Raw genomic sequence first — 25,802 nt, 5'->3', positions numbered from 1 at the left:
GAGAATTTTTTTACATAACTAAAAAACCGCCTTCAATACGAAGACGGTTGCCATTTTTAAATATAGAGAAGTTTATGCTTTTTTAATGTGATGAAGACACTGCCTTCAAGCCTACCACAGAGCCAATAAGCGTTACAATAAAGAACACTCTCCAAAAACTTACAGGATCTTTAAAGAAAATAATTCCCATTAAAGCCGTTCCTACAGCGCCTATTCCTGTCCATACCGCATAAGCTGTTCCGATAGGTAAGGTCTGGGTAGCTTTGATCAGCAGAAGCATGCTGATAGTCATTGTGATCAGGAAGCCCGTATACCACAGGTACATCTCAGTTCCTGATGTTTCTTTTGCCTTTCCCAGGCATGATGCAAAGGCAACTTCAAATAATCCCGCGATAACTAATATTAACCAATTCATTTTTTTAAATTTTTCTACGGCAAAGTTCAGAATTTGAAAGGAGAAAAAATTTTACAATTGTTAAAAAATAAAAATGTAGAGAGAGTAAAGAAAGGAAGATGGAGGCTGGAAGAAAGAAGTTATGATAGCCTATTAAGAAATCTTGCTCAATTTTATTAATTAATGGGAATGCTTAGTAGTTATCATATGAGAAAATAACTTCCATCCTCCAGCTTCCTGCTTCCATTCTCAAAATCGGAATTACTTTATTTCCGCCCGTATCCTGCTCAAACTCACCTGGGTAATGCCCAGATACGAAGCAATATACCCCAATTGAACTCTTTTAAGCAAATCAGGTTGATAGGCTATAATATCCTTATAACGCTCCAAAGATGTTTTGAACTGTCTGGAAATAATCAGTTCTTCAGATTTTATCATCTCGGCTTCCGCTAGTTTTCGGCCCCAGTTGGCAATATGAATATCTTTATTAAACAGTTTTCTGAGGCTTTCTGTTTCCATTCTGTACAAATCACAGTCTTCCAGTAATTCGATGCTTTCATAGCCGGGTTTATCCTCCACATAGCTTTTCATAGAAAGAATGCACTGTCCTTCACTTCCAAACCAGAAGGTAATATCATTATCAGCCGTTGAAGAATAGGCACGCGCGATCCCTTTGCGGATAAAATAGAGATAAGGAATCACTTTATCAGCTTCCATCAGGCAAAAACCTTTAGGATGAGAAATTTCAGTGATGTGCTCTTTTAAACTGTTTTTTGATGTTTCAGGCAGGATGTAAATCTGATCGAGAATCTGGTCTATATTCATAAAGATGAATTCTAATATTCAAAAATATTAGTTTTAAGTAATGCAATACAAAATTATTTTATGGTTTTTGCAGAAAACAGAACTGGCAGGCTGGCTATGAAGTTAAAGCATTGATTGAAAAGGCCTGAGTTTGTGATTAAACCTAATATATATTCCTTAAATCCTTTTTTAAAACGAATGTAAGATCCAATAACTCTCTTTTTTCTTTTAAAAATTGAGATTAACCGTAAAGACCAATTTTGTTTTAGTAACTTTGCAGTTCGTAATATTATTTTTATGCACAAAGCTGGATTTGTAAATATAGTTGGAAAGCCCAATGCGGGAAAATCGACCTTGCTCAACCAATTAATGGGTGAGAAATTGGCGATTGTAACGCAGAAAGCTCAGACAACCCGCCACAGAATTTTTGGTATTTATAATGAAGATGACCTTCAGATCGTATTTTCTGATACTCCGGGAGTATTGGATCCAAAATACGGATTGCAGGAAAAAATGATGGATTTTGTAAAAGACTCTTTACAGGATGCCGATGTTTTCCTGTTTATTGTAGACGTTACCGACAAAGCGGAACCGTCAGAATTTTTAATTGATAAGCTGAATAAAATCCCTGTACCTGTACTTCTTTTATTAAATAAAGTAGATCAGACCGATCAGGCAGGCCTTGAAAAATTAGTAGAAGACTGGCATAACAGAATTCCAAAAGCTGAAATTCTGCCTATTTCTGCTTTGAATGCTTTCAATACAGAGGTTATTTTACCTAAAATAAAATCTTTACTTCCTGAAAATCCTCCTTACTACGATAAAGATCAGTACACGGATAAGCCTGAAAGATTCTTTGTAAACGAAGCAATACGTGAGAAAATCCTTTTGAATTATGATAAGGAAATTCCATATTCGGTAGAAGTAGTGACTGAGCAGTTCAAAGAGAAAGAAGGAATTATCTTCATAGATTCTATTATTTATGTGGAAAGAGATACTCAGAAAGGAATTATTATCGGGCACAAAGGAGAAGCAATCAAGAAAGTAGGAACTGAAGCAAGATTAGATCTGGAAAAGTTTTTCACCAAAAAAATTCATTTAAACTTATTTGTAAAAGTGAAAAAAGACTGGAGAAAGAACGACAGAGATCTTAAAAATTTCGGTTACCGATAAACTAAAACGGCTGTAACCCCGTTGTATTAAAAGATTTTTATTACCTTAGTATAAATTTTTTAGTAAATGAACTATAATAATTCAAATTGGAGCTCAATACCTAAAGATGTTATTTTATTAGCAGTGAGAGTATTTGTTGGTTTTGCAATGCTGTCTCATGGCTTTCCAAAACTTCAGATGCTGTTGGCGGGCGGTAAAATTGAATTTTTCGATTTTATGGGACTCGGGCCTCAGGTATCTTTGATTCTTACGGTTTTTGCTGAATTTGTTTGTTCAATACTCCTTATATTAGGGCTTTTTACAAGAGTTGCTTTAGGTTTTCTGATTTTTACCATGATCATTGCTGCTTTTGCAGTACATGGCGCAGATCCTTTTGAGAAAAGAGAAATGGCGCTAATCTATCTTTCCGTTTATCTTTTGCTCATGGTAATAGGAGCTGGAAAAGTTTCGGTGGATCATATGATAGAAAGAAGAAAAAGAGCTTCAGACTGGTAATCTTACAATAAAAACAATACACAATAAAAAGAAAGGCACTTCAGAAAATGAGGTGCCTTTTCTGTTCTTAATAATTGCAGTTAGGTAAGCATTCCCAGATAGGAGCACCGCTTGGAGTTTTTCCTACTCTGCAAGCCATGTATCCTGGATCACATAATGGTGCATTTCCTCCTTTAATTGTTTTCAAATTGCTCTTTGATAATTTTCTTAAATTTTTCATACTATTTTAATTTGTAAGATAAAAGTAATGAAAAAATAAATATGACACCAAAAAGAGTCTTATTTTTTAGTGTTAGAAATTTGTTAAAATTTACTACATTCGTAGAAAATGAATTTATATGAAGATAAAACTGACTATTTGCCTTTTGGCATTTCTCAATTTTTATGATGCTCAGGAAAATATTACTTACCAGAAACCTTCTGCTGAGATTTTAAAATTGGCAGATTATCAAAGACCTCCAAGTGTTCTGATGAACAGCAAAAAAGACTGGGTAGTTTTTACTTATCGTCCAACATATAAAACACTGGAAGATCTCAGCCAGAGTGAAATGAAGCTTGGTGGGCTTAGAATAAATCCGGTTACCAATATCTCAAGCAGTATGACCTACTCCAATAATCTGAAAATCAGAAAGATCAATGATAAAAATGAGATTCAGGTAAAAAACCTGCCTTCCAATCCGAAAATTGCCTATGTTTCGTTTTCGCCGGATGAAAAGAAACTGGCTTTTACCAATACAACAAATAAAGGAGTAGAGCTTTGGATGGTAGATATGGAAACTGCTTCTGCCAAAAAAATTACAGCTGATAATCTGAATGCCAACTTGGGAATGCCTTACGTATGGTATAATGACTCTCAAAGTTTCCTGATCAGAACACTTCCACAAAACAGACCCGCTCTTATAGATGCAGCCAAAGACCTTCCAACAGGCCCGATTGTTTCAACGGCGGATGGTAAAGTTTCTCAGAACAGAACTTATCAGGATCTTTTGAAAAACCCTCAGGACGAAAAAAACTTTGAAACACTTACTGCCTCTGAAATTTATAATGTAGATCTTACAGGAAATCTTAAGAAATTAAAAGATCAGGATATGTATGCCGGCTTGAGTTTTTCTCCAGACGGAAATTATCTGATGGCTACAACCATTAAAAAGCCGTTTTCCTATATCGTTCCGCTCAACAGGTTTCCATCAACAACGATTATATATGATATGAAAGGAAATGCTGTAAAAACAGTGAATGAAGTTCCTTTGAATGAAATCATGCCGAAAGGGTTCTCCTCTGTAAGAACCGGAAAAAGAGATATGGCATGGAGAAGTGATGCTCCTGCTACTCTTACCTATGCTGAAGCTTTGGATGGAGGAGATCAGTCTAAAACAGCGGACTACAGAGACGAAATATTTACCTGGGAAGCTCCATTTGCAGCAGCTCCAAAATCTTTCTTCAAAACAAAGCAGAGATATGATGATGTAGTTTGGACTAATGATCATTATGCTATTGTTTCTGAAGGCTGGTATGACACAAGAAATACAAAATCTTACCTTATAGATACTAATAACGGGGAATCTAAAGTTTTTGATGACAGAAATTATCAGGATGTTTACAGTGATCCTGGAAATTTTAACACAACGAAAAACCAATATGGAAGATATGTAATAGATATGAAAGGAGGAAAAGCTTACCTGATCGGAGATGGATTTACCAAAGACGGACAGCATCCTTTTATTGATGAAATGGATGTGAAATCACTGAAAAAGAAAAGACTTTATACCTCTAATGTAAAAAACGGTAAAGAAGAGATTATTGATATTCTTAATGCTTCAAAGGGTGAAATTCTTATTACTCAACAGTCACCAAGTCTTTATCCTAATTATTTCAAAAAGAATATTAAATCTAATAAGGCAGAAGCTGTAACTAACTTCGCAAACCCCTTTGAAAGTATCAAAGACGTTTACAAAGAAGTGATTACTTACAAAAGAAATGATGGAGTGACTTTAACGGGAACTCTTTATCTTCCTGCCAATTACGACAGAAAAGCGAAAAAAGAGAAGCTTCCGTTGCTGATTTGGGCTTATCCTACCGAATATAAAGATAAAAATACAGCAGGACAGAATACCCAAAATCCTAACGACTTTACATTCCCATATTACGGATCTTTTGTATACTGGACCACTAAAGGATATGCTGTTCTGGATGATGCTGCTTTCCCGATTATTGGGGAAGGAAAAACAGAACCTAATGATACTTTCATCCCTCAGCTGGTAGCAAATGCTGCAGCAGCAATTGATGCAGTGGATCATCTGGGGTATATCGACAGAAAGAAAGTAGCTGTTGGAGGACATTCTTACGGTGCTTTTATGACAGCAAACCTTTTGACACATTCAAACCTTTTTGCGTGCGGAATTGCAAGAAGTGGAGCTTATAACAGAACCTTGACACCATTCGGATTCCAGAGTGAGCAGAGAAATTACTGGGATGTTCCGGAGATTTACAATAAAATGTCTCCGTTCATGAATGCTGATAAAATGAAAACACCGCTTCTTCTGATTCATGGTGATGCAGATAACAACCCGGGAACTTTCACCTTACAGACTGAAAGATACTTCCAGGCATTGAAAAATCTGGGTGCTCCGGTAAAAATGGTTCTTCTTCCAAAAGAAGCCCATGGATATCAGGCTAAAGAAAATATCTTACACCTTTTATGGGAACAGGATCAGTTCCTTGAAAAATGTTTGAAGAAATAAATTACAAAAGAGACTGTTTATCACAAACAGTCTCTTTTTTTTGATTAAAAAAAATAAATACGGAATTAAAAGGTATTAATTAAAATGTTATAGAATATGGCATTAAGTTTTTCCTTAAAGCGAAGCTCATCTTAATAATCTTACTCTCTTAATAGACCTTAATGGTTTACATATTAAAGATGCTTTAGAATTTCATCAACACTCTTAAGCTCCATAAAATTCGGATGCTCCAGATTAACATCATGCTGTTCATGACTCCATGTGACATGATAAGGAATATGAGCTGCAAAACCTCCGATTTCCAATACCGGCAGAACGTCTGATTTTATAGAATTTCCGAGCATCAGGAAGTTTTCGGGTTTGCAGTCCAGATGTTTCAGAAGTTTTTTATAATCATTTTCTTTTTTATCACTCATGATCTCGATATGATGGAAATAGTCCTGTAATCCTGAATTTTTCAATTTACGCTCCTGATCCAGAAGATCTCCTTTTGTAGCCACAACCAGTCTGTATTTTCCCTTTAACCTTTCAAGAGTCTCTGTAACTCCATCTAATAATTCAATAGGTTTTTGAAGAAGTTTCTGCCCCAGCTGGATAGTTTTGTTTACCAGTTCCAACGAGGCAGTGTTATTGGATACCCTGCCAATGGTTTCAATCATACAAAGCATAAATCCTTTTACTCCATAACCGTACAGATGGAGATTCTGCATTTCTGTTTTAAATAATTCCTGTGATACCGAATGTTGTGGAAGATAATCCTCAAGCAGCATACAGAACTCTTTTTCTGCCTCCTGAAAATAAGGTTCATTGATCCAAAGAGTATCATCTGCATCAAAGGCAATCGTAGTAATATGATTATTCATTTTTGTTTTGTAATTTTCTGTCCGTAAAATTCAATATAAAAACTCAATAAGAAAAGGACATTTGTCCCGGGAGAATATGTTAAGGACGAATCAGACATTTTTAAACTATCTTGATGAACTGCACAAAAAGCAGAAGAGGAGTGACGATTTTATAGTAAAATCTTTTTCTGCAGGGGATCAAATACTGGTACAGGATCATCAGCTTTCTCATGTCATGATGATTAAAGAAGGGATTGTCAAATGCTTTCTCGCCGAAGAAAACGGAAAAGAATATATCGTTGAGTTCCTGGGAAGCGGTGAAATCATAGGGGAAGTGGAATTAATCAAAAATATCAACTGTCTGTGCAGTATTGAAGCCCTCAATGAAGTGACAGCATATGCAGTAAAGATTCCGTTTTTTAAAGCTTTGATTAAAAATGATCTTGGCCCTGAACCACCTTCTTTTAGAGTCTTTTGCAGAGCGAATTATCAATACTTCCAGCAGAGCATCCTATCAACAGTTATATACGATAGAACATACTTTAAAACAATTGTTACAAATGCAGGCTAAGCAGAATATTCATATCTCCAAAGAAGATATGGCGGCTTATTTAGGAATTACAGTAAGAAGTTTAAATAGAATTTTAAAAGATTTGAAATAATTTTCCTTGCTCCTTAAAAATATTCAAAGTTTAAATTTATTACGTCTTTGTGTGAAAAATGATTGTATTGTTAGGGGTGTATTTGCTTTAATTATTAAAAATAAAATAAATTGAGTGTGTTTTTACAGGGGTGATTTTAAAATGTAGTATTTTTGCGTTACAATAATTTGACTTCAATATTCATGGAAAAACTAAAGTTCAGAAATGCTGAGTTGGCCGATTTGAATAAAATCGTAGCCATCTACAACTCAACAATTGCTTCAAGAATGGTCACTGCAGACATGGAAGAAGTTTCTGTGGAAAGTAAGCTAAAATGGTTTGAAGAGCATAATCCCCAGACAAGGCCGCTTTGGGTAGTTGAAGATGACCAGAATCAAACCGTTGGTTGGGTCAGTTTCAGTTCATTCCATGAAAGGGCAGCATATAACGGTACGGTAGAAGTAAGTATTTATCTGGATGAATCCTGCAGAGGAAAAGGATACGGAAAAGCCATTCTTCAATATTGCATTGATAATGCCGGAAAATTTGGAGTAAAAAATCTTGTAGCCCTTATTTTCCTTCATAATGAACCCAGTTTGAAGCTGTTCAGGCATTTCGGATTTGAAGATTGGGGAAGCCTTCCTAATGTAGCCATTCTGGATGGCGTTGAGAGAAGTCTGAAGATTTTAGGAAAGAGAATAGATTGATGCACTTATATGGTAAAAAAATCTGCATAATCAATAAGATCTGCGAGAGAATATAGATCAATGCTTTATTACAAATTAACGAATATAAAAAGAGCTGTTTCAAATACTGAAACAGCTTTTTTATTTTTATGAATTCTGCTTAATTCGTTTCGCAGACATATTCAGAAATCGTTTTACCAGGAAAACGGCCGATACTGTCAGTCCTAATCCTAGTGCGATCCACATTCCGAATGCGCCCATTTCTAAAGTCACACAGAAGAAATATCCCAAAGGAATTGTAATCACCCAATAGGCGATAAAAGTATAAATAGATGGGATTTTCACATCCTGTAGCCCTCTCAGCATTCCTAAAGCCGTTACCTGGATTCCGTCAGAAAGCTGGAACAGTGCGGCAATAATCATAAGTTTTGATGCCAGCATAATAACTTCCACTTCTTCTTTTTTCGTGAAGAAAGTCGGAAGTATGTTTCTTCCTAGAATAAATACCAATCCACAGATACACATGAAAATAAAGGCAATCTTCAGGTTGTTGATTCCAACCTTTCTGAGTTCCACAAAATTCTGTTCACCCACTTTTCTACCGATCATTACCGTGGAAGCAACACTAAACCCTACACATAAGTTAAAAGTGAAAGAGGCCATACTTAAAGCGATCTGGTGAGAAGCAATATCATGAGCAGAGATCAATCCGCAGATAAATGCAGCTCCGGCAAAAGCGGTTACTTCAAAGAACATCTGTAAAGCTGTAGGCAGTCCCAGTTTCACCATTTTATCAAACATTTGCTTCGAGAAATCCTTAATTTTTAATGAGAAATCTTTGATATAACGTCTTGTTTTTTCTTCTTTTACCAAAACAAAATAAAGGAAAACAACCATGAAAATTCTGGAAATCAAGGTGGCAAGAGCAGATCCCTGTACACCCATTGCAGGTATTCCCCAAAGTCCTTTGATGAAAACATAGTTTAACGCAATATTGATGATATTCGCAATAATGGTTGCCTTGGTAACTCCAATGGTATAAGATAAACCTTCAGAAACTTCACGAAGCGTCTGAAATGCCATAAATGGGATCATGCTGACTACCATGATACTTAAGAATCCTACCGTATCAGGAATAATCTTGGCCGGCTGCCCCGAGTGATAGAGTAGAGGCATTCCCAAAAGTAAAATGACCATCAGAATCACCCCAACAGACATGTTGATGATAAATCCATGACTGAAAACGGAATTAATCGTTGCATGATCCTCTTTTGAATGTGCCTCCGATACCAATGGTGGAATCGCAAATGAAAAGCCCAGAGCTAATACAAATATGGAGAAAAACACAGCATTCCCCAATGAAACGGATGCCAACGCATCAGCACCCAAAAGTTTTCCGACAATAATATTATCGAATAAGTTGACCGAAACCTGCCCCACCTGAGTAAGCATCACAGGCAGAGCCAAAGTCAGGCATTCTTTCGTATAGTTTTTGTTTAAAAATTTCATAATATTTTAAGATTCATATAGTTTATAATTCAAATAAGGCAAAAAAAAATTTGCAGTGATAACACTGCAAATTTTTATAATATCGTAAATAATAGCTTTATTATTTCCTTACAAAACTTGCAACGTCACCTTCAGAAACAGTGTTTCCACCAAGAATAATCAATCTTTCCACAACATTCCTTAGCTCCCTGATATTTCCAGTCCATGAAAGAGATTTTAAAGCATCAACAGCTTTATCATCAAACTTTTTCACAGCAGTACCATGCTCATCAGCAATCATACCTGAGAAATGGTCAACCAGCAATTTGATGTCCTCTTTTCTGTCATCCAATGGTGGAACATAGATTTCAATAACAGATAGTCTGTGGTAAAGGTCTTCTCTGAATTTCCCTTCCTCAATTTCTTTCTGCATATTCTTATTGGTTGCCGCAATAACTCTTACGTCAACTTTTATTTCTTTATCGCTTCCTACAGGAGAAACTTTGCTTTCCTGAAGAGCTCTCAATACCTTAGCCTGAGCAATAAGACTCATATCACCAATCTCATCAAGGAAGATGGTACCACCATTAGCCTGCTCAAATTTTCCCTGCTTATCCTTAATAGCTCCTGTAAAAGATCCTTTTACGTGTCCGAAAAGTTCAGATTCAATAAGTTCAGACGGAATTGCAGCGCAGTTTACCTCTATCATAGGACCTCTTGCACGCTCACTTTGATTGTGGATGGCATGGGCTACCAATTCTTTTCCGGCGCCGTTAGGTCCTGTAATCAGAACTCTGGCATCAGAAGCGGCTACTTTTTCGATCATATCCTGAATCTTTTGAAGAGCAGGAGAATCACCAATCATCTGGTATTTTTTATTTACTTTTCTCTTTAAGGTTTTGTTTTCAGTCTGAAGATTTTTGTTTTCTTTCTTCAGGGTTTCCTTCACCAAAGCGTTTTTTACACTCGTAATCAATCTGTTGATGTCAATTGGCTTGGAGATAAAATCGTATGCACCCTCTTTTAAACAGGAAACAGCAGAATCAATATCTGCGTGACCTGAGATCATGATAAAAGTAGTTTCTGGTTTTAATGCGAGACTTTGCTTCAAAAGTTCAGTTCCTGAAAGTTTAGGCATTTTAATATCGGAAATCACCAATGCGAAATCTTCTTTTTCTACCTGTTTGTAACCTTCAAGGCCATCTTCAGCGATAACAAATTCATAATCGGTTAGTTCATCCGAAAGAATACTGTGAAGTACTCCCGAGATTGCTTTTTCGTCTTCTACTATAAGGATTTTTTGCATAGTTGCAAATTTAAATTTTTTGTTTCAATTATTAGCAAAAACTATACCTAAATATTCTATTTTGAATAGTCTCTTCTTCCAAAAATTGCAGATCCAACTCTCACAGAGTTAGCACCACACTCAATAGCTGTCGGGAAATCATCACTCATTCCCATTGATAATGTATTTAGTGTTTTTAATTGATTTAATTCATCAAAAAGTCCCTTCAGGATTAAAAATTCATTTCTTACCTGCTGCTCATCATCCGTGAATGTTGCCATTCCCATTAAACCGGTAATTTCAACATTGGGAAATTGACCTTCAACATACTGTTGAAACAGATCTTTCGCTTCAGAAATTTCAAGCCCGAATTTACTTTCCTCAGCCGCAATTTTTACCTGCAGTAGAACCTTAATAACCCTATTGTTTTTTCCTGACTCTTTGTTGATTTCTGCTAATAATTTTTCAGAATCCACACTTTGTATCGTGTTTATGAAAGGAGCAATATATTTTACTTTATTGGTCTGTAAATGCCCGATAAGATGCCATTGGATATCCTGAGGAAGGAGAGGGTATTTCTCCATCAGTTCCTGTACCTTATTTTCTCCAAAAACTCTCTGGCCCAGATCGTATACTTCCTGCACTGCGGAAGCGGGGTGTGTTTTCGAAACAGCAACCAGCTGAACATTGGATGGCAGCTGATCTTTTATGGATTTATAATTTTCTTTAATACTCATAGATGCAAATTTCCGAAAATTCCCTGACAGTTGCCAGCGATAAATACATTTTACATGGTCCTTTTTACACAAAAATTAATTCAAAACTTCATTGATCTTAGGATATTGAGAAATCTTTCTGAAAACAAACTTGTTGCTTTTCTGCAGTTTTTCAATAAAAAGATCCAGCTCATTGATAGAGTCTGTATCTCTGAGATATTGATCATGAGTAAGGAAAACAAGGTGTCTTGAAGTTTTTTCAAGATCGTTAAAGAAAATACTGTCAACTTTCTTGATCATTGCTTCATGGCTTCCTTTTAAAGTCATTTTCTGGGAAGGTCTCCATTCAAGATCCCAGCCGATTACTTTGTAACCTGCCTTTTTAAGACCATCTGCAGCTGCAGTAGAACCTTTGATATCGGTTACATTAATATTGTTAAGCCTCCAGATATTTCTTCCGGGAGTTCTTGCTATTTTATCAGAAAGCTTCAGGCTGTCTTTGGCGATATCAAAATCGTGTACTACAGATTCAGCATTTTTATAAAAATCGGTGTATTTGTTATGGGCATGACTAAAGCTGTGGTTGGCCAGCTCTACGAGAGGATTTTGCTTCAGAAGCAGCAGATCGTCTTTTTGTTTTTTGCTTCCATAAGCATGTTTTCCCACCAGAAAGGCGGTTGCACAAACATTTCTTTTATCCAGGATTTTTAAAAGATTTTCGGTTCCCTGATTAGGACCGTCATCAAAAGTAAGGTAGATCACTCTTTTTTCCGGGTCTACGCTTTCATCATCCATTTTGGGGACTATTTCTGCGGAAGGATGCTCCTGTGAATTGACGACGGGGTCATTATTCACTTCATTTTTAAAATTACAGCTATACAATAAAGCCGAAGTTGCACTCATCAATGCAAACATCCCGAGAAAAGTCTTATTTGTTGACTTTCCCGCAAAAATTTTTCTCATAAAGATAATGGAATTTAAATTGTTAAAAATCGTTAAAAATAACAGTTGAAAGTTAACAAATTACATGCCATGCTGTACATGTTTTTTCTTTTTAAGTTTATTTTAAGAACTTTATTTTAAAGGGTATTTCCATTACCTGATGAATTGTGGAGTTATGATTTGGTTTTCTTTAAATTTTAACATTTATAAATATGAAACTAATAGTTTTCCTCTATATTTGTTGGTATTTCAATATTATTCATATAATGGGGAATTATTTTAGGTGTAGAATCAGATTGTTACAATAAAAGGTAATTATTTTTCTAAAATGCTTTTTAAGTACAGGGAATTTTTAATGGCCGCAGTTCCCCAGGTATTATTAAAGAATATAAAAGCGGTTTGCTGGGAGTTTTTAATTTTTCCGGCAAGTTCATCCAAAAAGGTTTCACTGTATTCAGATTTGTAAAGGACAGGCTTACCGTGAAGTCTGTAATAGAGTATGGCTGGATGGTTAACAATCATATCTTCAGGGAGCTCAGCCGGAAAACTTACACCGGAAAAAACAATACCAAGATCTTCCAGCATATCAAAGATTTCTTTTTGCCACCATGAGTTGTGCCGGAATTCAATGACGTTCAGAAACGTATGATCAATAGAACTGATGATATGTTCTATATTTTCCGGAGTGTTTTTAAAAGAAGGAGGAAGCTGGTATAGAAATCCGGAGAGTTTGTCCTTCAGATGGCTTTGAATATGACTGCAGAACACTCCAATCTCTTCTTTTGAATTTTCAAGACGGTTTAGATGGGTGATAGATTTTGGAATTTTAATGAAAAACCTAAAAGAATGGGGAGTTTCATCATACCATTTCAAAAGTGTTTTTGAGGTGGGTTTTCTATAAAAGGTAGAATTGATTTCTACGGTGTTGAATGTTTTTGAATATAAAGAAAGAAAATCTTTACTTGGGGCATTTTCAGGATATAAAGACCCTTTCCAGTCGTTATTATAAAATCCTGAACACCCTATGTAAAGATTTTCTTTTGTCATGATGTTATTTTTTATCCAGATCCACGGAGTTTAATCTCAATGAATTCAGAATCACTGAGAGGGAACTGATGCTCATTGCAGCAGCTGCAATCATAGGTGATAACAGAATTCCAAAGAATGGATACAATAATCCTGCCGCTACCGGAACTCCCAATACATTATAGATAAATGCAAAGAATAAGTTTTCTTTAATGTTTTTGAGAAGCTTTTCACTTAATAATTTCGCTTTTGCAACACCCAGAATATCTCCTTTTAACAAAGTAATTTCAGCGCTTTCAATGGCTACATCAGTTCCTGTTCCCATGGCGATTCCTACATTAGATTGGGCAAGGGCAGGAGAGTCATTGATTCCGTCTCCGGTCATAGCAACGATCTTACCTTGTTGCTGCAGTCTTTTTACCTCATTCAGCTTATCTTCCGGAAGACAGTTGGCTTTGAAATGTTTGATTCCTAATTCATCTGCAACAGCTTTGGCAGTGTGCTCATTATCTCCGGTCATCATAATTACATCAATTCCTTCGCTCATCAGCTGTTTAACTGCTTTTTTGGAGCTTTCTTTAATTTTATCCGTGAAACTTATGAAGCCAAGTACCTGCTGATCCTGTGCGATATAAGAGATTGTATGTGCCTTTGACTGTACTTGCACGGCTTTTTGTTTTAAACTTTCCGGAATGGCGATATGATGTGAGGTCAACAGATTTTCATTTCCTAAATAAGCTGTTTTACCATTAATATTTCCTTTTACTCCTTTTCCTGAAATGTTTTCAAACTGATTTACTTTTTCAGAAGTTATACTTTCTTCTTTTGCTCTTTTTATGACCGCATTGGAAAGTGGATGTTCTGAGTTTTGATTCAGAGAAAAGGCAAGTTTTAAAATCTGATGCTGATCTCCGGTTACTGTTTCAATATATTCTACAGATGGTTTTCCTTCCGTTAAAGTACCTGTTTTATCGGTGATCAGAACATTTACTTTATTCATTTGTTCAAGAGCTTCAGCATTTTTGATCAGGATTCCGTTTTTGGCACCTTTCCCGATTCCTACCATTAAGGACATAGGAGTTGCCAGCCCCAGGGCACACGGACATGCTACAATTAAAACAGCAACAGCGTTCACAAATGCAAATAAGGTTCTTTTTCCTTCCGGGCCAAAAAACTGCCACAGGATAAAGGTAAGTACCGCAATAAGAATGACCACGGGAACAAACACCTTCGAAACTTTATCAGTAAGTTTCTGGATTGGAGCTTTGCTTCTGCTGGCTTCATTGACCATTTTAATGATCTGTGAAAGCAGTGTTTCATCACCTACTTTCTCAGCTTTCATTATGAATACCTGATTACCATTTATCGTTCCCGAAGACACCTTATCATCTATATTTTTTTCAACAGGAACAGGTTCACCTGTGATCATACTTTCGTCTACGATAGAATTTCCTTCAGTAATTTTTCCGTCCACAGGAATTTTTTCACCTGGTTTTACTTTTAATAAATCTCCGATTTTCACCTGAGAAAGCAGTACTTTCTTTTCTTCACCATTTACAATAAGGTTGGCTTCATCTGGTGAAAGATTCATCAGCTCCTTGATGGCATTACCTGTTTTCTTATGAGCGGCAGCTTCCATTAACTGGCCTAAAATAACAAGGGTTAAAATCACACAGACTGCTTCAAAATATAATGGGATTTCATGATTGTGGCCACGAATTTCATGCGGAATAATATCCGGAAATACTAAAGCAACAATACTGAAAATAAATGCGGCAGCTACACCCAGTGCAATAAGGCTGAACATATTGAGATTCCATGTTTTAAAAGAAACCCAGCCTCTTTTCAGAAGAAACCATCCGGAATAAAACATCACCGGAAGAGTTAAAGCAAGTTCAATAAATCCCTGAATCTGATGAGAAAAAGGAAAATTGATAAACATTCCGCCCATTGATAGAATGAAAACAGGAATGGTAAATGCCAATGAAGTAATAAACTTTCTCTTTAATATATTATAGGTTTCATCCTCTTCATCATCGCCGCTGTCCGGCATTCTTACGAGATCCATTCCACAGATCGGACAGTCTCCCGGTTCGTCACGAACGATTTCCGGGTGCATAGGGCATGTGTATTTTGCGGTTTTCTTTTCCGGATACTTTACCAGATCCATACCGCAGACGGGACATCCTACGTTGGAATCATAGGTTTTATCACCTTCACAATACATAGGACAGTAATATCTGCCAGCCATTTCATCAGTTACTTTGGGAGCATCATGGTTATGACTGTGGTGATCATGATGATGAGCGTGGGAGTGAGAATGATGCTGGTGTGAACCTCCTTTTTGAATAAGCTCTTCTGTGATTGGTTCTAAATGCATATGGCAGACAGGACAGTCTCCTTTTTCATCGTACACTTTATCACCTTCACAAAACATAGGGCAATAGTATTTTCCGATACTGTCTTTAAAGTTTCCGGGAAGGTTGGTTGCGGAAAAAGTTGGCTTATGATTGGGATCTTTGGCCAGTTTTTCTTCAATAGGTACCAGGTACATTTTGCAGACAGGGCATCTTTCGCCTTGTTTGAAATATACTTTATCTCCTTCGCACTCCATTGGACAATAGTATACAGAAGACGGTGATACACGGTCCTGAGGTTTTATAAAGGCTTTCTCTGGATTATTCGGATCTTCAAGTCTGTATTTTCCTATTTCTGCCAAAGCATCGTTTAAAACTGAAAGTTTTACTTCATGATCAGAGATAATTGTTGCGGTATTGTTTTCCAGATTGACATCGGCTTGAACACCTTCAACACTGTTCAGTTGATTTGAAATCTTTTTCTGGCAGCCGGAACAGGTCATTCCGAGTATTTTATACTGTTGTTCCATGATTCTTAAATTTATACTACAAATTTCCAAAATGGAATGCTAAGGTTGTTATAAATTTAAGGATAATAGTTATAAAATTAGGTTGGAGGAATAGGAGTGTTGCAAGGGGAGAGCATTTGTAAATGAAATAGAAATATATAACTCCTTCACCCAAATACTCTCAAATGTTCTTACTTATAGATTATCAAGTGCTTTGCGGTTGTGCTCTTTAAGCTTTTTGAATTCAGTGGGGGTGAATCCGGTTATATTCCGGAATTGGGATGAAAGGTGCTGAACGCTTTTATAGCCAAGCTTTCCGGCAATTTCAGTAAGGTTGAATTCATTATAGAGAAGAAGCTCTTTTACCTTTTCAATTTTCTGAAGAATAAAGAATTGTTCTAAGGTGATATTTTCGTTTTGTGAAAATGTTTTTGAAAGTGCACTGTAGTCCTTATGAAGTTTTGAACTTAAAAATTCTGAAAGCAGAAAGTCTTCAGCAATATCAAGGTCGCTGATCTTTATAATGATCAGGTTTTTGATTTTTTCAATAATCTGATGTGAAGAATCCATAATTCTTTCAAAACCAGTATTAAGCAGTTCTTTTTCTATGGCCTGCATTTTTTCAGGAGAAACTTCAGTTTCTGTTTCTGCTTCACCTAATAAGACGACGCTTGTTTTTACATCTGCATTACGGAAGATGGTTTCTACTGCCGCAATGCACCTGTTGCAGACCATATTTTTTATGAAAATTTTCATAGACTGCTGTTTAACCTGTCTTTTACGAATTCAATCTGGGTTTTGCCATGAGCAGAAGGATTGCCTTCCGCATCCAGGTTTACCATTACGATTTTTTCTACAGTAATAATGGTTTGGTGAGTCATCTTATTTCGTACATCACATCTTAAAGTAACAGAGGAGGAACCGAAATGAGTTGCCTCAATTCCTATTTCTATAATGTCACCCTGCTTAGCAGAACTTACGAAATTAATTTCTGAGATAAATTTGGTTACCACTTTTGTGTTTTCCAACTGGATAATGGCATATAATGCTGCCTCTTCATCGATCCATTGAAGGAGTCTTCCTCCGAAAAGAGAGTGATTAGGATTTAAGTCTTCAGGTTTTACCCATTTTCTGGTATGGTAGTTCATATCTTTTAATAATTTGTAGCACAAATTTAGTGTTAAAAGCTGATGTTTTCAAAAGAATAGCATTTATTGATCTGAAAATAATGATTCATTTTCTCAATCATTTTCTTTTGGAGCGCATGGCTTTTGTTTTTGTGGCAGAAGTGTCATTCAGGAAATCCTGATATTCTTTACTTTCTATAGGGAACAGGGCAACTTTCTTATCTTTATTATGATGGATTCCGAATCCATATCTTTTAACTAAAGGAGAAGATCAAAGGCAGGCCTGGCCTGGGAAACAGGGCAGGCTTCGGCTGTTTCAATAAAGGTGTTCATATAATTAGTAGTGTATTGTTTCATTTTCTGACATTTAATTGATGTTTTTATTGAATCCAGCTAGTAAGAGATCTTATGAATATAATTCTATCTTGTGGATTATCAAAGTTATAGATGTCTAATATTTTTTTATTTAAAAAAAATTAACTAATTTTATAATAATGAATTTACAAATATAATCACTTGTAAATCAACATGTTTTATTATTGTTTGGTTGTTTTTAACTTTTGAGATTCAACATAATGTGAGAAATATGTAAAAAAAGCTTTGATTTGAAATTTTTAATTGTATCTTGCATACGTTTATATTTGGAATCAATATTTGTTCATTAATTTATGTTGTTTTTCTTTTATATACCAAATTTTTATTAATTTTTTAATTTATTTAAAATGAACATTTTTGTTTCAAACATCAATTACGCAACTAAAGAGTATGAGTTGCACGATCTATTCGCAGAATTTGGTGATGTATCATCAGCTAAAATCGTTACAGACAGAGAAACTGGTCGTTCTAGAGGTTTCGGTTTCGTAGAGATGGGTGATGAAGAAGGACAGCAGGCTATTGAAGCTCTTAATCAAAAAGAATTCAACGGAAAAGCTCTAAACGTATCTGAGGCTAAGCCTAGAGAAGAAAAACCAAGAAGAAGCTTCGACAACAACCGTGGCGGAGGTTATGGTGGTGGTAACAACAACCGTGGCGGAGGCTATGGTGGTGGTAACAACAACCGTGGCGGAGGCGGCGGAAATCGTTGGTAAAAAATATGAAGCGGCTTTAAGCCGCTTTTTTTATGTAATTTAATTTCCAGTAAATCATTTGATTAGAGTTTGTATTGAAATATTGAGGTGTTTTGGCATAATTTTAGAAAATTATCAATCAATCAAAAAGTAATTATAATGAAAAAACATTTATTAGCATTAATGATGGTGTTTGGTGGATTATTAATCAATGCACAAAACATTTATACGGGTCAGAGCCTAGAGCAAAACAGAAAGTATTGGGCGAGTAACAACCGATATTATCTGATTTTTCAGAATGATGGCAACCTTGTTTTATACAATAGAGCTGGTGCCTCAATGTGGGATGCCAAAACAAATAATAAGGGAGTAAGAGCAGTTTTTCAGGAGGATGGAAACTTAGTAGTTTATACTCCGGGAAATGGAGTGGCTTTCAGTTCTAATACCAATGGCAGAAGAGCAGAAAGGTTAACTGTTCAGGATGACGGTAATCTTGTGATTTATAATGGTTCAAATCCTTTATGGGCGTCAAAAAGCGATTTAAAAAATGGCGGAAGAAATAATGGCTTCGGTCGCGGAAATGGTAATGTAAATACAGGACACAGATTTCGCAAAGGGGAAAAAGTATTTTCTCCTAATGGCAACTATTATTTAGGTTTCCAAAATGATGGAAATCTGGTTTTATCCTATGATAGCGGTGATGTAATCTGGGCAGCCGGAACAGATAACAAAGGAAGCAGAGCTGAATTTCAAGCTGATGGAAACCTTGTTGTATATGATTCTTATAATAAACCTGTCTGGAGTTCAAATACTTCCCGTAGAGGAGCGAATAAGCTTTCTGTACAAAATGACGGAAACCTGGTGATCTACAGCGATTATACTCCACTATGGAGTTCCGGAACCAATAGATAAAACATTTTCTATATACAATAAAAAAAGACTGTCCCTGTGGCAGTCTTTTTTATTATTTTAATCTTATCAGAATATAAACATTCTCATAATAAATGCTGGCCAGCTCATTATCGGAATATTTTTCTTTTGTAATTTCACTGAAAATAAGCTTGACATGGTACTTGCCCAAATCAGACTCCATTGCTATATCAGGAACTTTTACGGTGCCGTTTTTGTTTTTATTTTCTTCAAATAACTGAATGATTTTCGGTCCAAAATCTACCTCTTCTTTAGAATTTAATCTCAGTCTCAGTGAAGATTTATCAGTCAGCTGATCTATAAGTTCAAACTGATCTTCATTCAGTTTCTGCGGGTCGCTGCTGTAACGATGGAAAGAAAGTAAATACTGATAGTTTTCGATTCCTATAATTTGTTTTTCAGGAACAAGAACGATTCTGTTCAGTTCGTAAGGTCTATTTTTAACGGTGATATTTACATCCGAAAATTTATTTTGAATAGTATAATTGATGCTGTAAAATGTACCCTTTTCAATATTATCAGATAACTCATTCTGATCTTTTTTATTCAGGAGACTTGATAAAAATTCACCTTGTTTTCTCTCTGCCAGAAATTCAAATTTATCAGCAATTTCATTACGGATTGTATCTGTAACTTTTTTATTAAAATTAATTTTACCGGCACTGATTAACTGATTTTGATTTAAAATATTCATCAGTTCTGTCTTCTGACTTCTCTTGGCAACACTGAAAGCATTAAAGTAAGGGAAGATTAAAGCAAAAGCTCCAAATAAAAATAAGCTGACCGGAATAAACTTTATTGTTGCCTTTCTATTGAAAATAAAGTAAACAACAATGCTGAGCAGCCAAAGTGCAAGAAGGAAAACAAAGTATCTCGGTTCTGTATAGCCATACTCCAGAATTCTTGTGAAAATAGCCGTGAAAAGCAAGATGATCAAAGGAACAATAGTATAGTAAAATGCCTTTGAAAATATCTTAACCCATGATTTTGCATTTTCTTCTTTTAATGGATGTACCAGAAGCAATGCCAGAATCCCGACAATGCTGTAGGCTAAAACAAGATAAGAAACCCAGCCTCTTGGAAGCTGCCAGTTGATCAGGATTTTAAAAGAATAAAAATAAAGAATTGCTACATAAATAAGCAGCAGCGGGATTAAGATAAACTGAGTGAAAAACTTTAAAACAACAGGATATGTCCCATCTTTTTCAAGATTATTTAAGCCTTTATCACTGAATAAAAGAAAAATGAAACTGCTCCCGAAAATAGCCAGAACAAAAAATGTATCTGTATAAATTCTGTGATGAAAATGAAAATCAAAAAGTTTATCAACAGCTAAAATGGCCAATTCAACTCCGCTGGTCAAAACGCCTGTGAATACAACAGTAAGGAAGAAATTGACAAAAAGATTTTTGTTATACTGCCAGAATCTGAGCTCTCTGTCTTTTTGAAGAAACGGAATAAAAGAAACCAATAAGTGGGAGAGAAGGGCTGTAATTGCAATAATATAAGCGTAAACTTCGGTGAAATTATTCTTTTTATCAGGCAGGATATAATAGAACCCAATAAGAAAAGCACTACCACATAAGTGTAATAATAATTCTTTCCCGATTCTCTGTGATACCATTTTCAGGGCAAACATCAGTGAAATACCGAGACAGGCACAAATAGTGAACTTTATATATGTTGTAACTTGTTCAAGCTCTGTTTCAACAATGCAGATGGCACCAATTGCAGCTAATAAAGCCACTGTCAGAACCATTGGATAACGGAAAATGACCTCGTTAGCCCGGCTTAATGTTTCCTGGAATTTTGTTTTCATGATTTGGTGTTTTTGAGAGTAAGATTAATCTTTTTTCTTCTTTTTCTTTTTGTCTTTGTCCTTGTCTTTTCCTTTGGTTTTCTTTTCTTTTTTAGGACTTAAGATTTCTTCAGCAATTTCAAACTTCGGTTCTTCAATCTTTGCTGGTTTTATTTCGATTTTCAGATCAAAATATCCTTTCATATCTTCCTTGGAAATTAATTTTTCACTTAATAAAAGCTCCAGGATTTCCTTCCCCGAATTATTAAAGAAGGTATGCGAAAGTTCTTTCAATAGAAATTTTTTATATACTTCCAAAGGAACAAGCACTGTATATTTGAAAATTCTTCCTTCTTTTACGGTAGATAGATAGCCTTTCTCAACCAATATTTTCAAATAAGTTGAAACTGTATTCTGGTGTGGTTTAGGTTCCTGATGCTGTTCCATAACGTCCTTCAGATAGAAAGATTCCATTTTCCAAAACAGCTTCATAAAGTTTTCTTCTGCGGCAGTAAGATGATTTATTTTCATAGAGGATTCTAATGTTGAAATTGAATATTGCAATAAAGATAGATAAAAGATACCATAAAAGCTATTCCAGCTCCCATAAATACTTCTTTTACGGTATGTCTTTTTAAAATAACGCGGGTAATCCCGACCAAAGTGGCAATTCCCAGCCATAGCAGACCCATTTTCCAGTTGAGGCTAAAAAATAATGCTGCTACAAATATATTGAATGCGGTATGCATCGAGCTTTTAATGAAAAGATTGCTGATCTGTAACGCAAAAAGAAGAATTAAAATAAACAGCATGACAAGATCAACAGATCCGTTTCTGATGTAATGGAAAAGAAGATAAGCAACCACACAGACTGCTATAAATATATACAGTGTTTTTCTTTGAACCCGGTTGGATACATCCATATTGGTATATCTTCCTGTTTTCACATTCCATACCAGCCAAATGACAACTGGAATAATAATCATTGCTAATATGGGAATGAAGTACATCATAGAATCTTTAAGAGTGTATTCCCTGATACTCATATATATGAAAAAAATGATCAGAGAGACCAGAGGATTGAAAAAATCGGAGATGACTTTTGAAATTTTGTGTAATAATGAAGACTGCTTTTCTTCCATAATCAAATTTAAAAACCAAATATACCAATATAACCTCAAAAACCAAACGAAAAAGCAGAGGGGTGAAAGGTGCTGGATTATCTGAAAACGACTCAATGTCAGTTGCTTTTGATAAATAATTTTTTTTTCAGCTTTTTTAAATTAATATTAAATTTTGCCGAAAATGTATACCTTTAACTAACCAGTTTTAATCTTATATCATGAAACATTTATTCACATTCTTCCTGATAATTGCAGGTTGTTTTACTTTTGGACAAAAGCTTTCTCAGGAAAATACTTCTGCACTGCCAGCTCCTGTGCATCAGTTAAGAATTTATGAAGTTCCCAAAAAGAATAAGCAGGTTTTTCTGGACCGCTTCAGGGATCATGCACTCAGGATAATGAAGAAATATGGTTTTACTATTGTATCGATCTGGGAATCGGAATTCAGGGAAAAAACAGAATTTGTTTACCTGCTTGAGTGGAAAGATGAATATACAATGAAAACAGCGTGGGAAGGATTTATGGCAGATAAAGAATGGAAGGAGATTAAAGCGAGAACAGCAAAACAATATGGTAATTTCGTTAATGAAATTGAAGATAGAACCCTGAAACTTACAGATTTTTCCCCGGAAAAGAAGCTCTTGAAATAACCAAAAGATATATTAACAATAATTAAAGAGGAAAGAAACAGGGGCGCAAAAAGTACCAAATCCTGATATCTCCGAATTATGTATTGTTTCAGAAAAACCATATGGATAGGCTGATTCCTTATATATCATGGTAAGAATGTAACGGATAAAGCGCCGCTTCATCAGTCTTTCAAGGGGTCGAAAATTAAGAATAATCCATTCGGCCTGCAAATAGATTTTACAGAAAAAACGAAAAGTTATCTATGTATAGAATAAAAACAAAGTTTTTTTCATAATTTTGCTCAACTATTTCATCATAAAAAAGCAAGAGCTAACACATGAAAGAATTTTCTAAAGAGGTATACCTGAAGTGGTATGAAGATATGACAATGTGGAGAAGGTTTGAAGACAAATGCCGTTCTCTTTACCTAAAACAAAAGATCAGAGGATTTTTACATTTGTATAACGGTCAGGAGGCTATTCCTGCAGGATTCACGCATGCCATGGATCTGACAAAGGATAGTATGATTACTGCTTACAGATGTCACATCCATCCAATGGCGATGGGAGTAGATCCCAAAAGAATCATGGCTGAACTTTGCGGTAAAGCTACAGGTACATCCGGAGGTATGGGTGGATCTATGCACATTTTCAGTAAAGAACACCGTTTTTACGGAGGACACGGTATCGTTGGAGGACAAATTCCTTTGGGTGCAGGGATTGCTTTTGCAGATAAATATTTCGACAGAAAAGCAGTGAATATCTGTTTCTTCGGAGATGGAGCTGCAAGACAAGGTTCTTTACATGAGACATTCAATATGGCGATGAACTGGAAACTTCCTGTAGTATTTGTGGTAGAAAACAACCAATATGCAATGGGAACTTCTGTAAAAAGAACAGCCAACCATGAAGATATCTATAAACTAGGATTAGGATACGAAATGCCTTGTCTTGCTGTAGATGCAATGGATCCTGAAAAAGTAGCTGAAGCTGCTTATGAGGCTATTGAAAGAGCAAGAAGAGGAGATGGACCTACATTCATTGAAGCAAGAACATACCGCTACAGAGGACACTCTATGTCTGATGCTGAGCCATACAGATCTAAAGAAGAAGTGGCTATTCATAAAAACGATGACCCAATTGAGCTTGTAAAACATAGAATTTTAGAAAACGGATGGGCTACGGAAGCAGACTTGGAAGCGATGGATAATAAATCAAGAGACTTCGTTGAGGAGTGTATTGAATTTATGGAAAATTCTCCATATCCAGAGGCAGAAAAGATCTATGAGTATGTATATGCTCAGGAAAACTATCCATTCCTAGACAAATTAGAAAATTAATAATTAGATAATTTGAGAATTTGAAAATGAATTAGATTTTTTAATTCTCTCATCATTACATTAACAAATTATCATATTAGAAAATTATGGCAGAAGTAATTACGATGCCCCGCCTATCCGACACTATGACGGAAGGTAAAGTGGCAAAATGGCATAAAAAAGTAGGAGATAAAGTAAAAGAAGGAGATATTTTAGCGGAAATTGAAACCGATAAAGCTGTTCAGGATTTTGAATCTGAAATAGAAGGTACCCTTTTATACGTAGGCGTAGAAGAAGGAGGCGCTGCTGCTGTAGACTCTGTTTTGGCTATTATCGGGAATGAAGGAGAAGATATTTCAGGATTGACAGGTGGAGCTGCTGCTCCCGCTGAAGGAACTGAAGAAAAAAAATCAGAAGAACAGCCTAAAGCAGAAACTGCTGCCCCTGTTGCTGCGGAAGTTCCGGCTGGAGTAGAAGTTATTACAATGCCAAGACTTTCTGATACAATGACAGAAGGTAAAGTAGCTAAATGGCACAAAAATGTAGGAGATACAGTAAAAGAAGGTGATCTTCTTGCTGAGATCGAAACAGATAAAGCAGTACAGGATTTCGAATCTGAATTCAATGGCGTATTATTGAAGCAGGGTGTAGAAGAAGGAGGTGCTGCTCCGGTTGATTCTGTATTAGCAATCATTGGTCCTGCAGGAACAGATGTTTCTGCTGTAGGAGCTCCAAAAGCTGAAGCTGTATCAACTGAAAAACCGGCTGAACAGAAAGCAGAAGTTAAAACAGAAGAAAAAGCGGCTCCTGCTGCAGACTCTTCATCTTCTGACAGAGTAGCAATCTCTCCACTGGCTAAGAAAATGGCTCAGGATAAAGGGGTTGATATCCACAGTGTTCAAGGATCTGGTGAAAATGGAAGAATCGTTAAAAAAGATATCGAAAACTATCAGCCAGCTGCAAAACCAGCTGCTTCAGCTCCAACAGCAAGTGCTGCTCCGGTTGCAGTAAGCTTTGTACAGGGTGAAGACACCGAGACTCCAAACTCTCAGGTAAGAAATATTATTGCAAAACGTCTTTCTGAAAGTAAATTCTCTGCTCCTCATTACTATCTGATGGTTGAGATCAACATGGATAAAGCTATTGAAGCAAGAAAAGAAATCAATTCTTTACCTGATACTAAAATCTCTTTCAATGATATGATCATTAAAGCAACTGCAATTGCTTTAAGAAAACACCCTCAGGTAAATTCAAGCTGGGCAGGTGATAAGATCATCCACAGAGGAAATATCAATATTGGTGTAGCAGTAGCTATTCCTGACGGATTGGTAGTGCCTGTATTGAAAAATACAGATCAGATGACATATACACAGATTTCTGCATCCGTAAAAGATATGGCTTCAAGAGCTAAGAGCAAAGGTCTTAAGGCTAACGAAATGGAAGGATCTACATTCTCTATTTCCAACTTAGGAATGTTCGGAATCGAAACCTTTACAAGTATCATCAATCAGCCAAACTCTGCCATCCTTTCAGTAGGAGCAATTATCGAGAAACCAATCGTAAAAGATGGTCAGATCGTAGTTGGAAACACAATGAAACTTTCATTGGCATGTGACCACAGAGTTGTAGATGGTGCTACAGGTGCTCAATTCTTACAGACATTAAGAACATATTTAGAAAGTCCATTAACATTGTTACTGTAATTTTCT

At 35.9% G+C, this 25,802-nt stretch carries 26 protein-coding genes; 11 read left to right on the top strand and 15 right to left on the bottom strand.

Annotated elements, in window-relative coordinates; genetic code table 11:
• Positions 1-82: 82 nt before the first annotated feature.
• On the bottom strand, positions 83-415 hold the full coding sequence (locus ACPF63_RS11385) for a DMT family transporter (protein ID WP_077414420.1): 333 nt from the start codon (positions 413-415) through the stop codon (positions 83-85).
• Positions 416-655: 240 nt separating this feature from the next.
• A complete protein-coding gene (locus ACPF63_RS11380; RefSeq protein WP_426483110.1) occupies positions 656-1,219 on the bottom strand; it encodes a Crp/Fnr family transcriptional regulator in 564 nt (187 codons plus the stop codon).
• A 276-nt stretch (positions 1,220-1,495) separates the two neighbouring features.
• Here ACPF63_RS11380 and era point away from each other — a divergent pair, with 276 nt between their 5' ends.
• From era to ACPF63_RS11365, 3 genes are all read left to right on the top strand, one after another.
• Positions 1,496-2,371: a GTPase Era gene (gene era, locus ACPF63_RS11375; protein ID WP_047384549.1), complete on the top strand. Its 876-nt coding sequence runs from the start codon at positions 1,496-1,498 to the stop codon at positions 2,369-2,371.
• A gap of 66 nt (positions 2,372-2,437) precedes the next feature.
• Complete coding sequence (locus tag ACPF63_RS11370; RefSeq protein ID WP_426483109.1) at positions 2,438-2,866, top strand: DoxX family protein; 429 nt, start codon at positions 2,438-2,440, stop codon at positions 2,864-2,866.
• 338 nt (positions 2,867-3,204) lie between these two features.
• Positions 3,205-5,607: a prolyl oligopeptidase family serine peptidase gene (locus ACPF63_RS11365; protein WP_426483108.1), complete on the top strand. Its 2,403-nt coding sequence runs from the start codon at positions 3,205-3,207 to the stop codon at positions 5,605-5,607.
• A gap of 173 nt (positions 5,608-5,780) precedes the next feature.
• Here the strand turns inward: ACPF63_RS11365 and ACPF63_RS11360 are convergent, their stop codons facing one another.
• Entirely contained in the window at positions 5,781-6,470 is a 690-nt protein-coding gene (locus ACPF63_RS11360; RefSeq protein ID WP_180563508.1) for an HAD family hydrolase, read from the bottom strand.
• A 76-nt stretch (positions 6,471-6,546) separates the two neighbouring features.
• On the opposite strand from ACPF63_RS11360, the gene ACPF63_RS11355 reads away from it, so the two are divergent.
• The 3 genes from ACPF63_RS11355 (at position 6,547) to ACPF63_RS11345 (ending at position 7,797) form a co-directional block, all read left to right on the top strand.
• The gene (locus ACPF63_RS11355; RefSeq protein ID WP_426483107.1) at positions 6,547-7,020 is read left to right on the top strand and encodes a Crp/Fnr family transcriptional regulator; all 474 of its coding nucleotides are present in this window, start codon (positions 6,547-6,549) and stop codon (positions 7,018-7,020) included.
• Positions 7,010-7,111, top strand: coding sequence for a helix-turn-helix domain-containing protein (locus ACPF63_RS11350; protein ID WP_426483106.1), 102 nt, complete (start codon positions 7,010-7,012; stop codon positions 7,109-7,111). Before ACPF63_RS11355 ends, ACPF63_RS11350 begins: the two co-directional genes overlap by 11 nt.
• Before the next feature lie 182 nt (positions 7,112-7,293).
• A complete protein-coding gene (locus ACPF63_RS11345; protein ID WP_123278421.1) occupies positions 7,294-7,797 on the top strand; it encodes a GNAT family N-acetyltransferase in 504 nt (167 codons plus the stop codon).
• Positions 7,798-7,923: 126 nt separating this feature from the next.
• On the opposite strand, the gene ACPF63_RS11340 is transcribed toward ACPF63_RS11345, so the two are convergent.
• The 9 genes from ACPF63_RS11340 to ACPF63_RS11300 all read right to left on the bottom strand — a co-directional run bounded on the left by ACPF63_RS11340 (position 7,924) and on the right by ACPF63_RS11300 (position 17,464).
• On the bottom strand, positions 7,924-9,285 hold the full coding sequence (locus ACPF63_RS11340) for an MATE family efflux transporter (RefSeq protein WP_077414408.1): 1,362 nt from the start codon (positions 9,283-9,285) through the stop codon (positions 7,924-7,926).
• Positions 9,286-9,385: 100 nt separating this feature from the next.
• Complete coding sequence (locus ACPF63_RS11335) at positions 9,386-10,570, bottom strand: sigma-54-dependent transcriptional regulator (protein WP_047384561.1); 1,185 nt, start codon at positions 10,568-10,570, stop codon at positions 9,386-9,388.
• Positions 10,571-10,626: 56 nt separating this feature from the next.
• Positions 10,627-11,286, bottom strand: a complete 660-nt coding sequence (locus ACPF63_RS11330; RefSeq protein WP_426483105.1) for a YggS family pyridoxal phosphate-dependent enzyme — start codon at positions 11,284-11,286, stop codon at positions 10,627-10,629.
• Between the two features lie 75 nt (positions 11,287-11,361).
• A complete protein-coding gene (locus ACPF63_RS11325; RefSeq protein WP_426483104.1) occupies positions 11,362-12,228 on the bottom strand; it encodes a polysaccharide deacetylase family protein in 867 nt (288 codons plus the stop codon).
• Between the two features lie 294 nt (positions 12,229-12,522).
• Positions 12,523-13,254: a DUF72 domain-containing protein gene (locus tag ACPF63_RS11320; protein WP_426483103.1), complete on the bottom strand. Its 732-nt coding sequence runs from the start codon at positions 13,252-13,254 to the stop codon at positions 12,523-12,525.
• Positions 13,255-13,258: 4 nt separating this feature from the next.
• On the bottom strand, positions 13,259-16,120 hold the full coding sequence (locus tag ACPF63_RS11315) for a heavy metal translocating P-type ATPase (RefSeq protein ID WP_426483102.1): 2,862 nt from the start codon (positions 16,118-16,120) through the stop codon (positions 13,259-13,261).
• A 174-nt stretch (positions 16,121-16,294) separates the two neighbouring features.
• Positions 16,295-16,855 carry a helix-turn-helix domain-containing protein gene (locus tag ACPF63_RS11310; protein WP_180563513.1) on the bottom strand — a complete coding sequence of 187 codons (561 nt, stop codon included), beginning with the start codon at positions 16,853-16,855 and terminating at the stop codon, positions 16,295-16,297.
• Positions 16,852-17,247, bottom strand: coding sequence for an acyl-CoA thioesterase (locus tag ACPF63_RS11305; RefSeq protein WP_077414396.1), 396 nt, complete (start codon positions 17,245-17,247; stop codon positions 16,852-16,854). Before ACPF63_RS11305 ends, ACPF63_RS11310 begins: the two co-directional genes overlap by 4 nt.
• A gap of 97 nt (positions 17,248-17,344) precedes the next feature.
• Complete coding sequence (locus tag ACPF63_RS11300; RefSeq protein ID WP_317169713.1) at positions 17,345-17,464, bottom strand: DUF6157 family protein; 120 nt, start codon at positions 17,462-17,464, stop codon at positions 17,345-17,347.
• 484 nt (positions 17,465-17,948) lie between these two features.
• Between ACPF63_RS11300 and ACPF63_RS11295 the strand changes: the two genes are divergently transcribed.
• Both ACPF63_RS11295 and ACPF63_RS11290 read left to right on the top strand, forming a co-directional pair.
• Complete coding sequence (locus ACPF63_RS11295) at positions 17,949-18,314, top strand: RNA recognition motif domain-containing protein (protein ID WP_047384580.1); 366 nt, start codon at positions 17,949-17,951, stop codon at positions 18,312-18,314.
• A gap of 138 nt (positions 18,315-18,452) precedes the next feature.
• A complete protein-coding gene (locus ACPF63_RS11290) occupies positions 18,453-19,205 on the top strand; it encodes a hypothetical protein (RefSeq protein WP_426483101.1) in 753 nt (250 codons plus the stop codon).
• A 52-nt stretch (positions 19,206-19,257) separates the two neighbouring features.
• On the opposite strand, the gene ACPF63_RS11285 is transcribed toward ACPF63_RS11290, so the two are convergent.
• The 3 genes from ACPF63_RS11285 to ACPF63_RS11275 are packed head-to-tail and all read right to left on the bottom strand — an operon-like array spanning position 19,258 to position 22,163.
• Complete coding sequence (locus tag ACPF63_RS11285; protein WP_426483100.1) at positions 19,258-21,042, bottom strand: DUF4153 domain-containing protein; 1,785 nt, start codon at positions 21,040-21,042, stop codon at positions 19,258-19,260.
• Positions 21,043-21,066: 24 nt separating this feature from the next.
• Positions 21,067-21,552: a BlaI/MecI/CopY family transcriptional regulator gene (locus ACPF63_RS11280; protein ID WP_426483099.1), complete on the bottom strand. Its 486-nt coding sequence runs from the start codon at positions 21,550-21,552 to the stop codon at positions 21,067-21,069.
• Positions 21,553-21,560: 8 nt separating this feature from the next.
• Positions 21,561-22,163: a phosphatase PAP2 family protein gene (locus tag ACPF63_RS11275; RefSeq protein WP_426483098.1), complete on the bottom strand. Its 603-nt coding sequence runs from the start codon at positions 22,161-22,163 to the stop codon at positions 21,561-21,563.
• 200 nt (positions 22,164-22,363) lie between these two features.
• On the opposite strand from ACPF63_RS11275, the gene ACPF63_RS11270 reads away from it, so the two are divergent.
• The 3 genes from ACPF63_RS11270 (at position 22,364) to ACPF63_RS11260 (ending at position 25,796) form a co-directional block, all read left to right on the top strand.
• A complete protein-coding gene (locus ACPF63_RS11270; RefSeq protein ID WP_426483097.1) occupies positions 22,364-22,795 on the top strand; it encodes an NIPSNAP family protein in 432 nt (143 codons plus the stop codon).
• 317 nt (positions 22,796-23,112) lie between these two features.
• Positions 23,113-24,114, top strand: a complete 1,002-nt coding sequence (gene pdhA, locus ACPF63_RS11265) for a pyruvate dehydrogenase (acetyl-transferring) E1 component subunit alpha (RefSeq protein WP_047384590.1) — start codon at positions 23,113-23,115, stop codon at positions 24,112-24,114.
• Positions 24,115-24,200: 86 nt separating this feature from the next.
• Positions 24,201-25,796 (top strand): 2-oxo acid dehydrogenase subunit E2, encoded by a 1,596-nt coding sequence (locus tag ACPF63_RS11260; protein WP_426483096.1) that lies wholly within the window; start codon positions 24,201-24,203, stop codon positions 25,794-25,796.
• The last annotated feature ends 6 nt before the right edge of the window (positions 25,797-25,802 follow it).

It is taken from the genome of Chryseobacterium sp. R2ACT005 (assembly GCF_049949215.1).
GTDB lineage: Bacteria > Bacteroidota > Bacteroidia > Flavobacteriales > Weeksellaceae > Chryseobacterium.
Note: the sequence above shows the minus strand (reverse complement) of the source record. Positions and strands in the feature narration are given on the sequence as shown.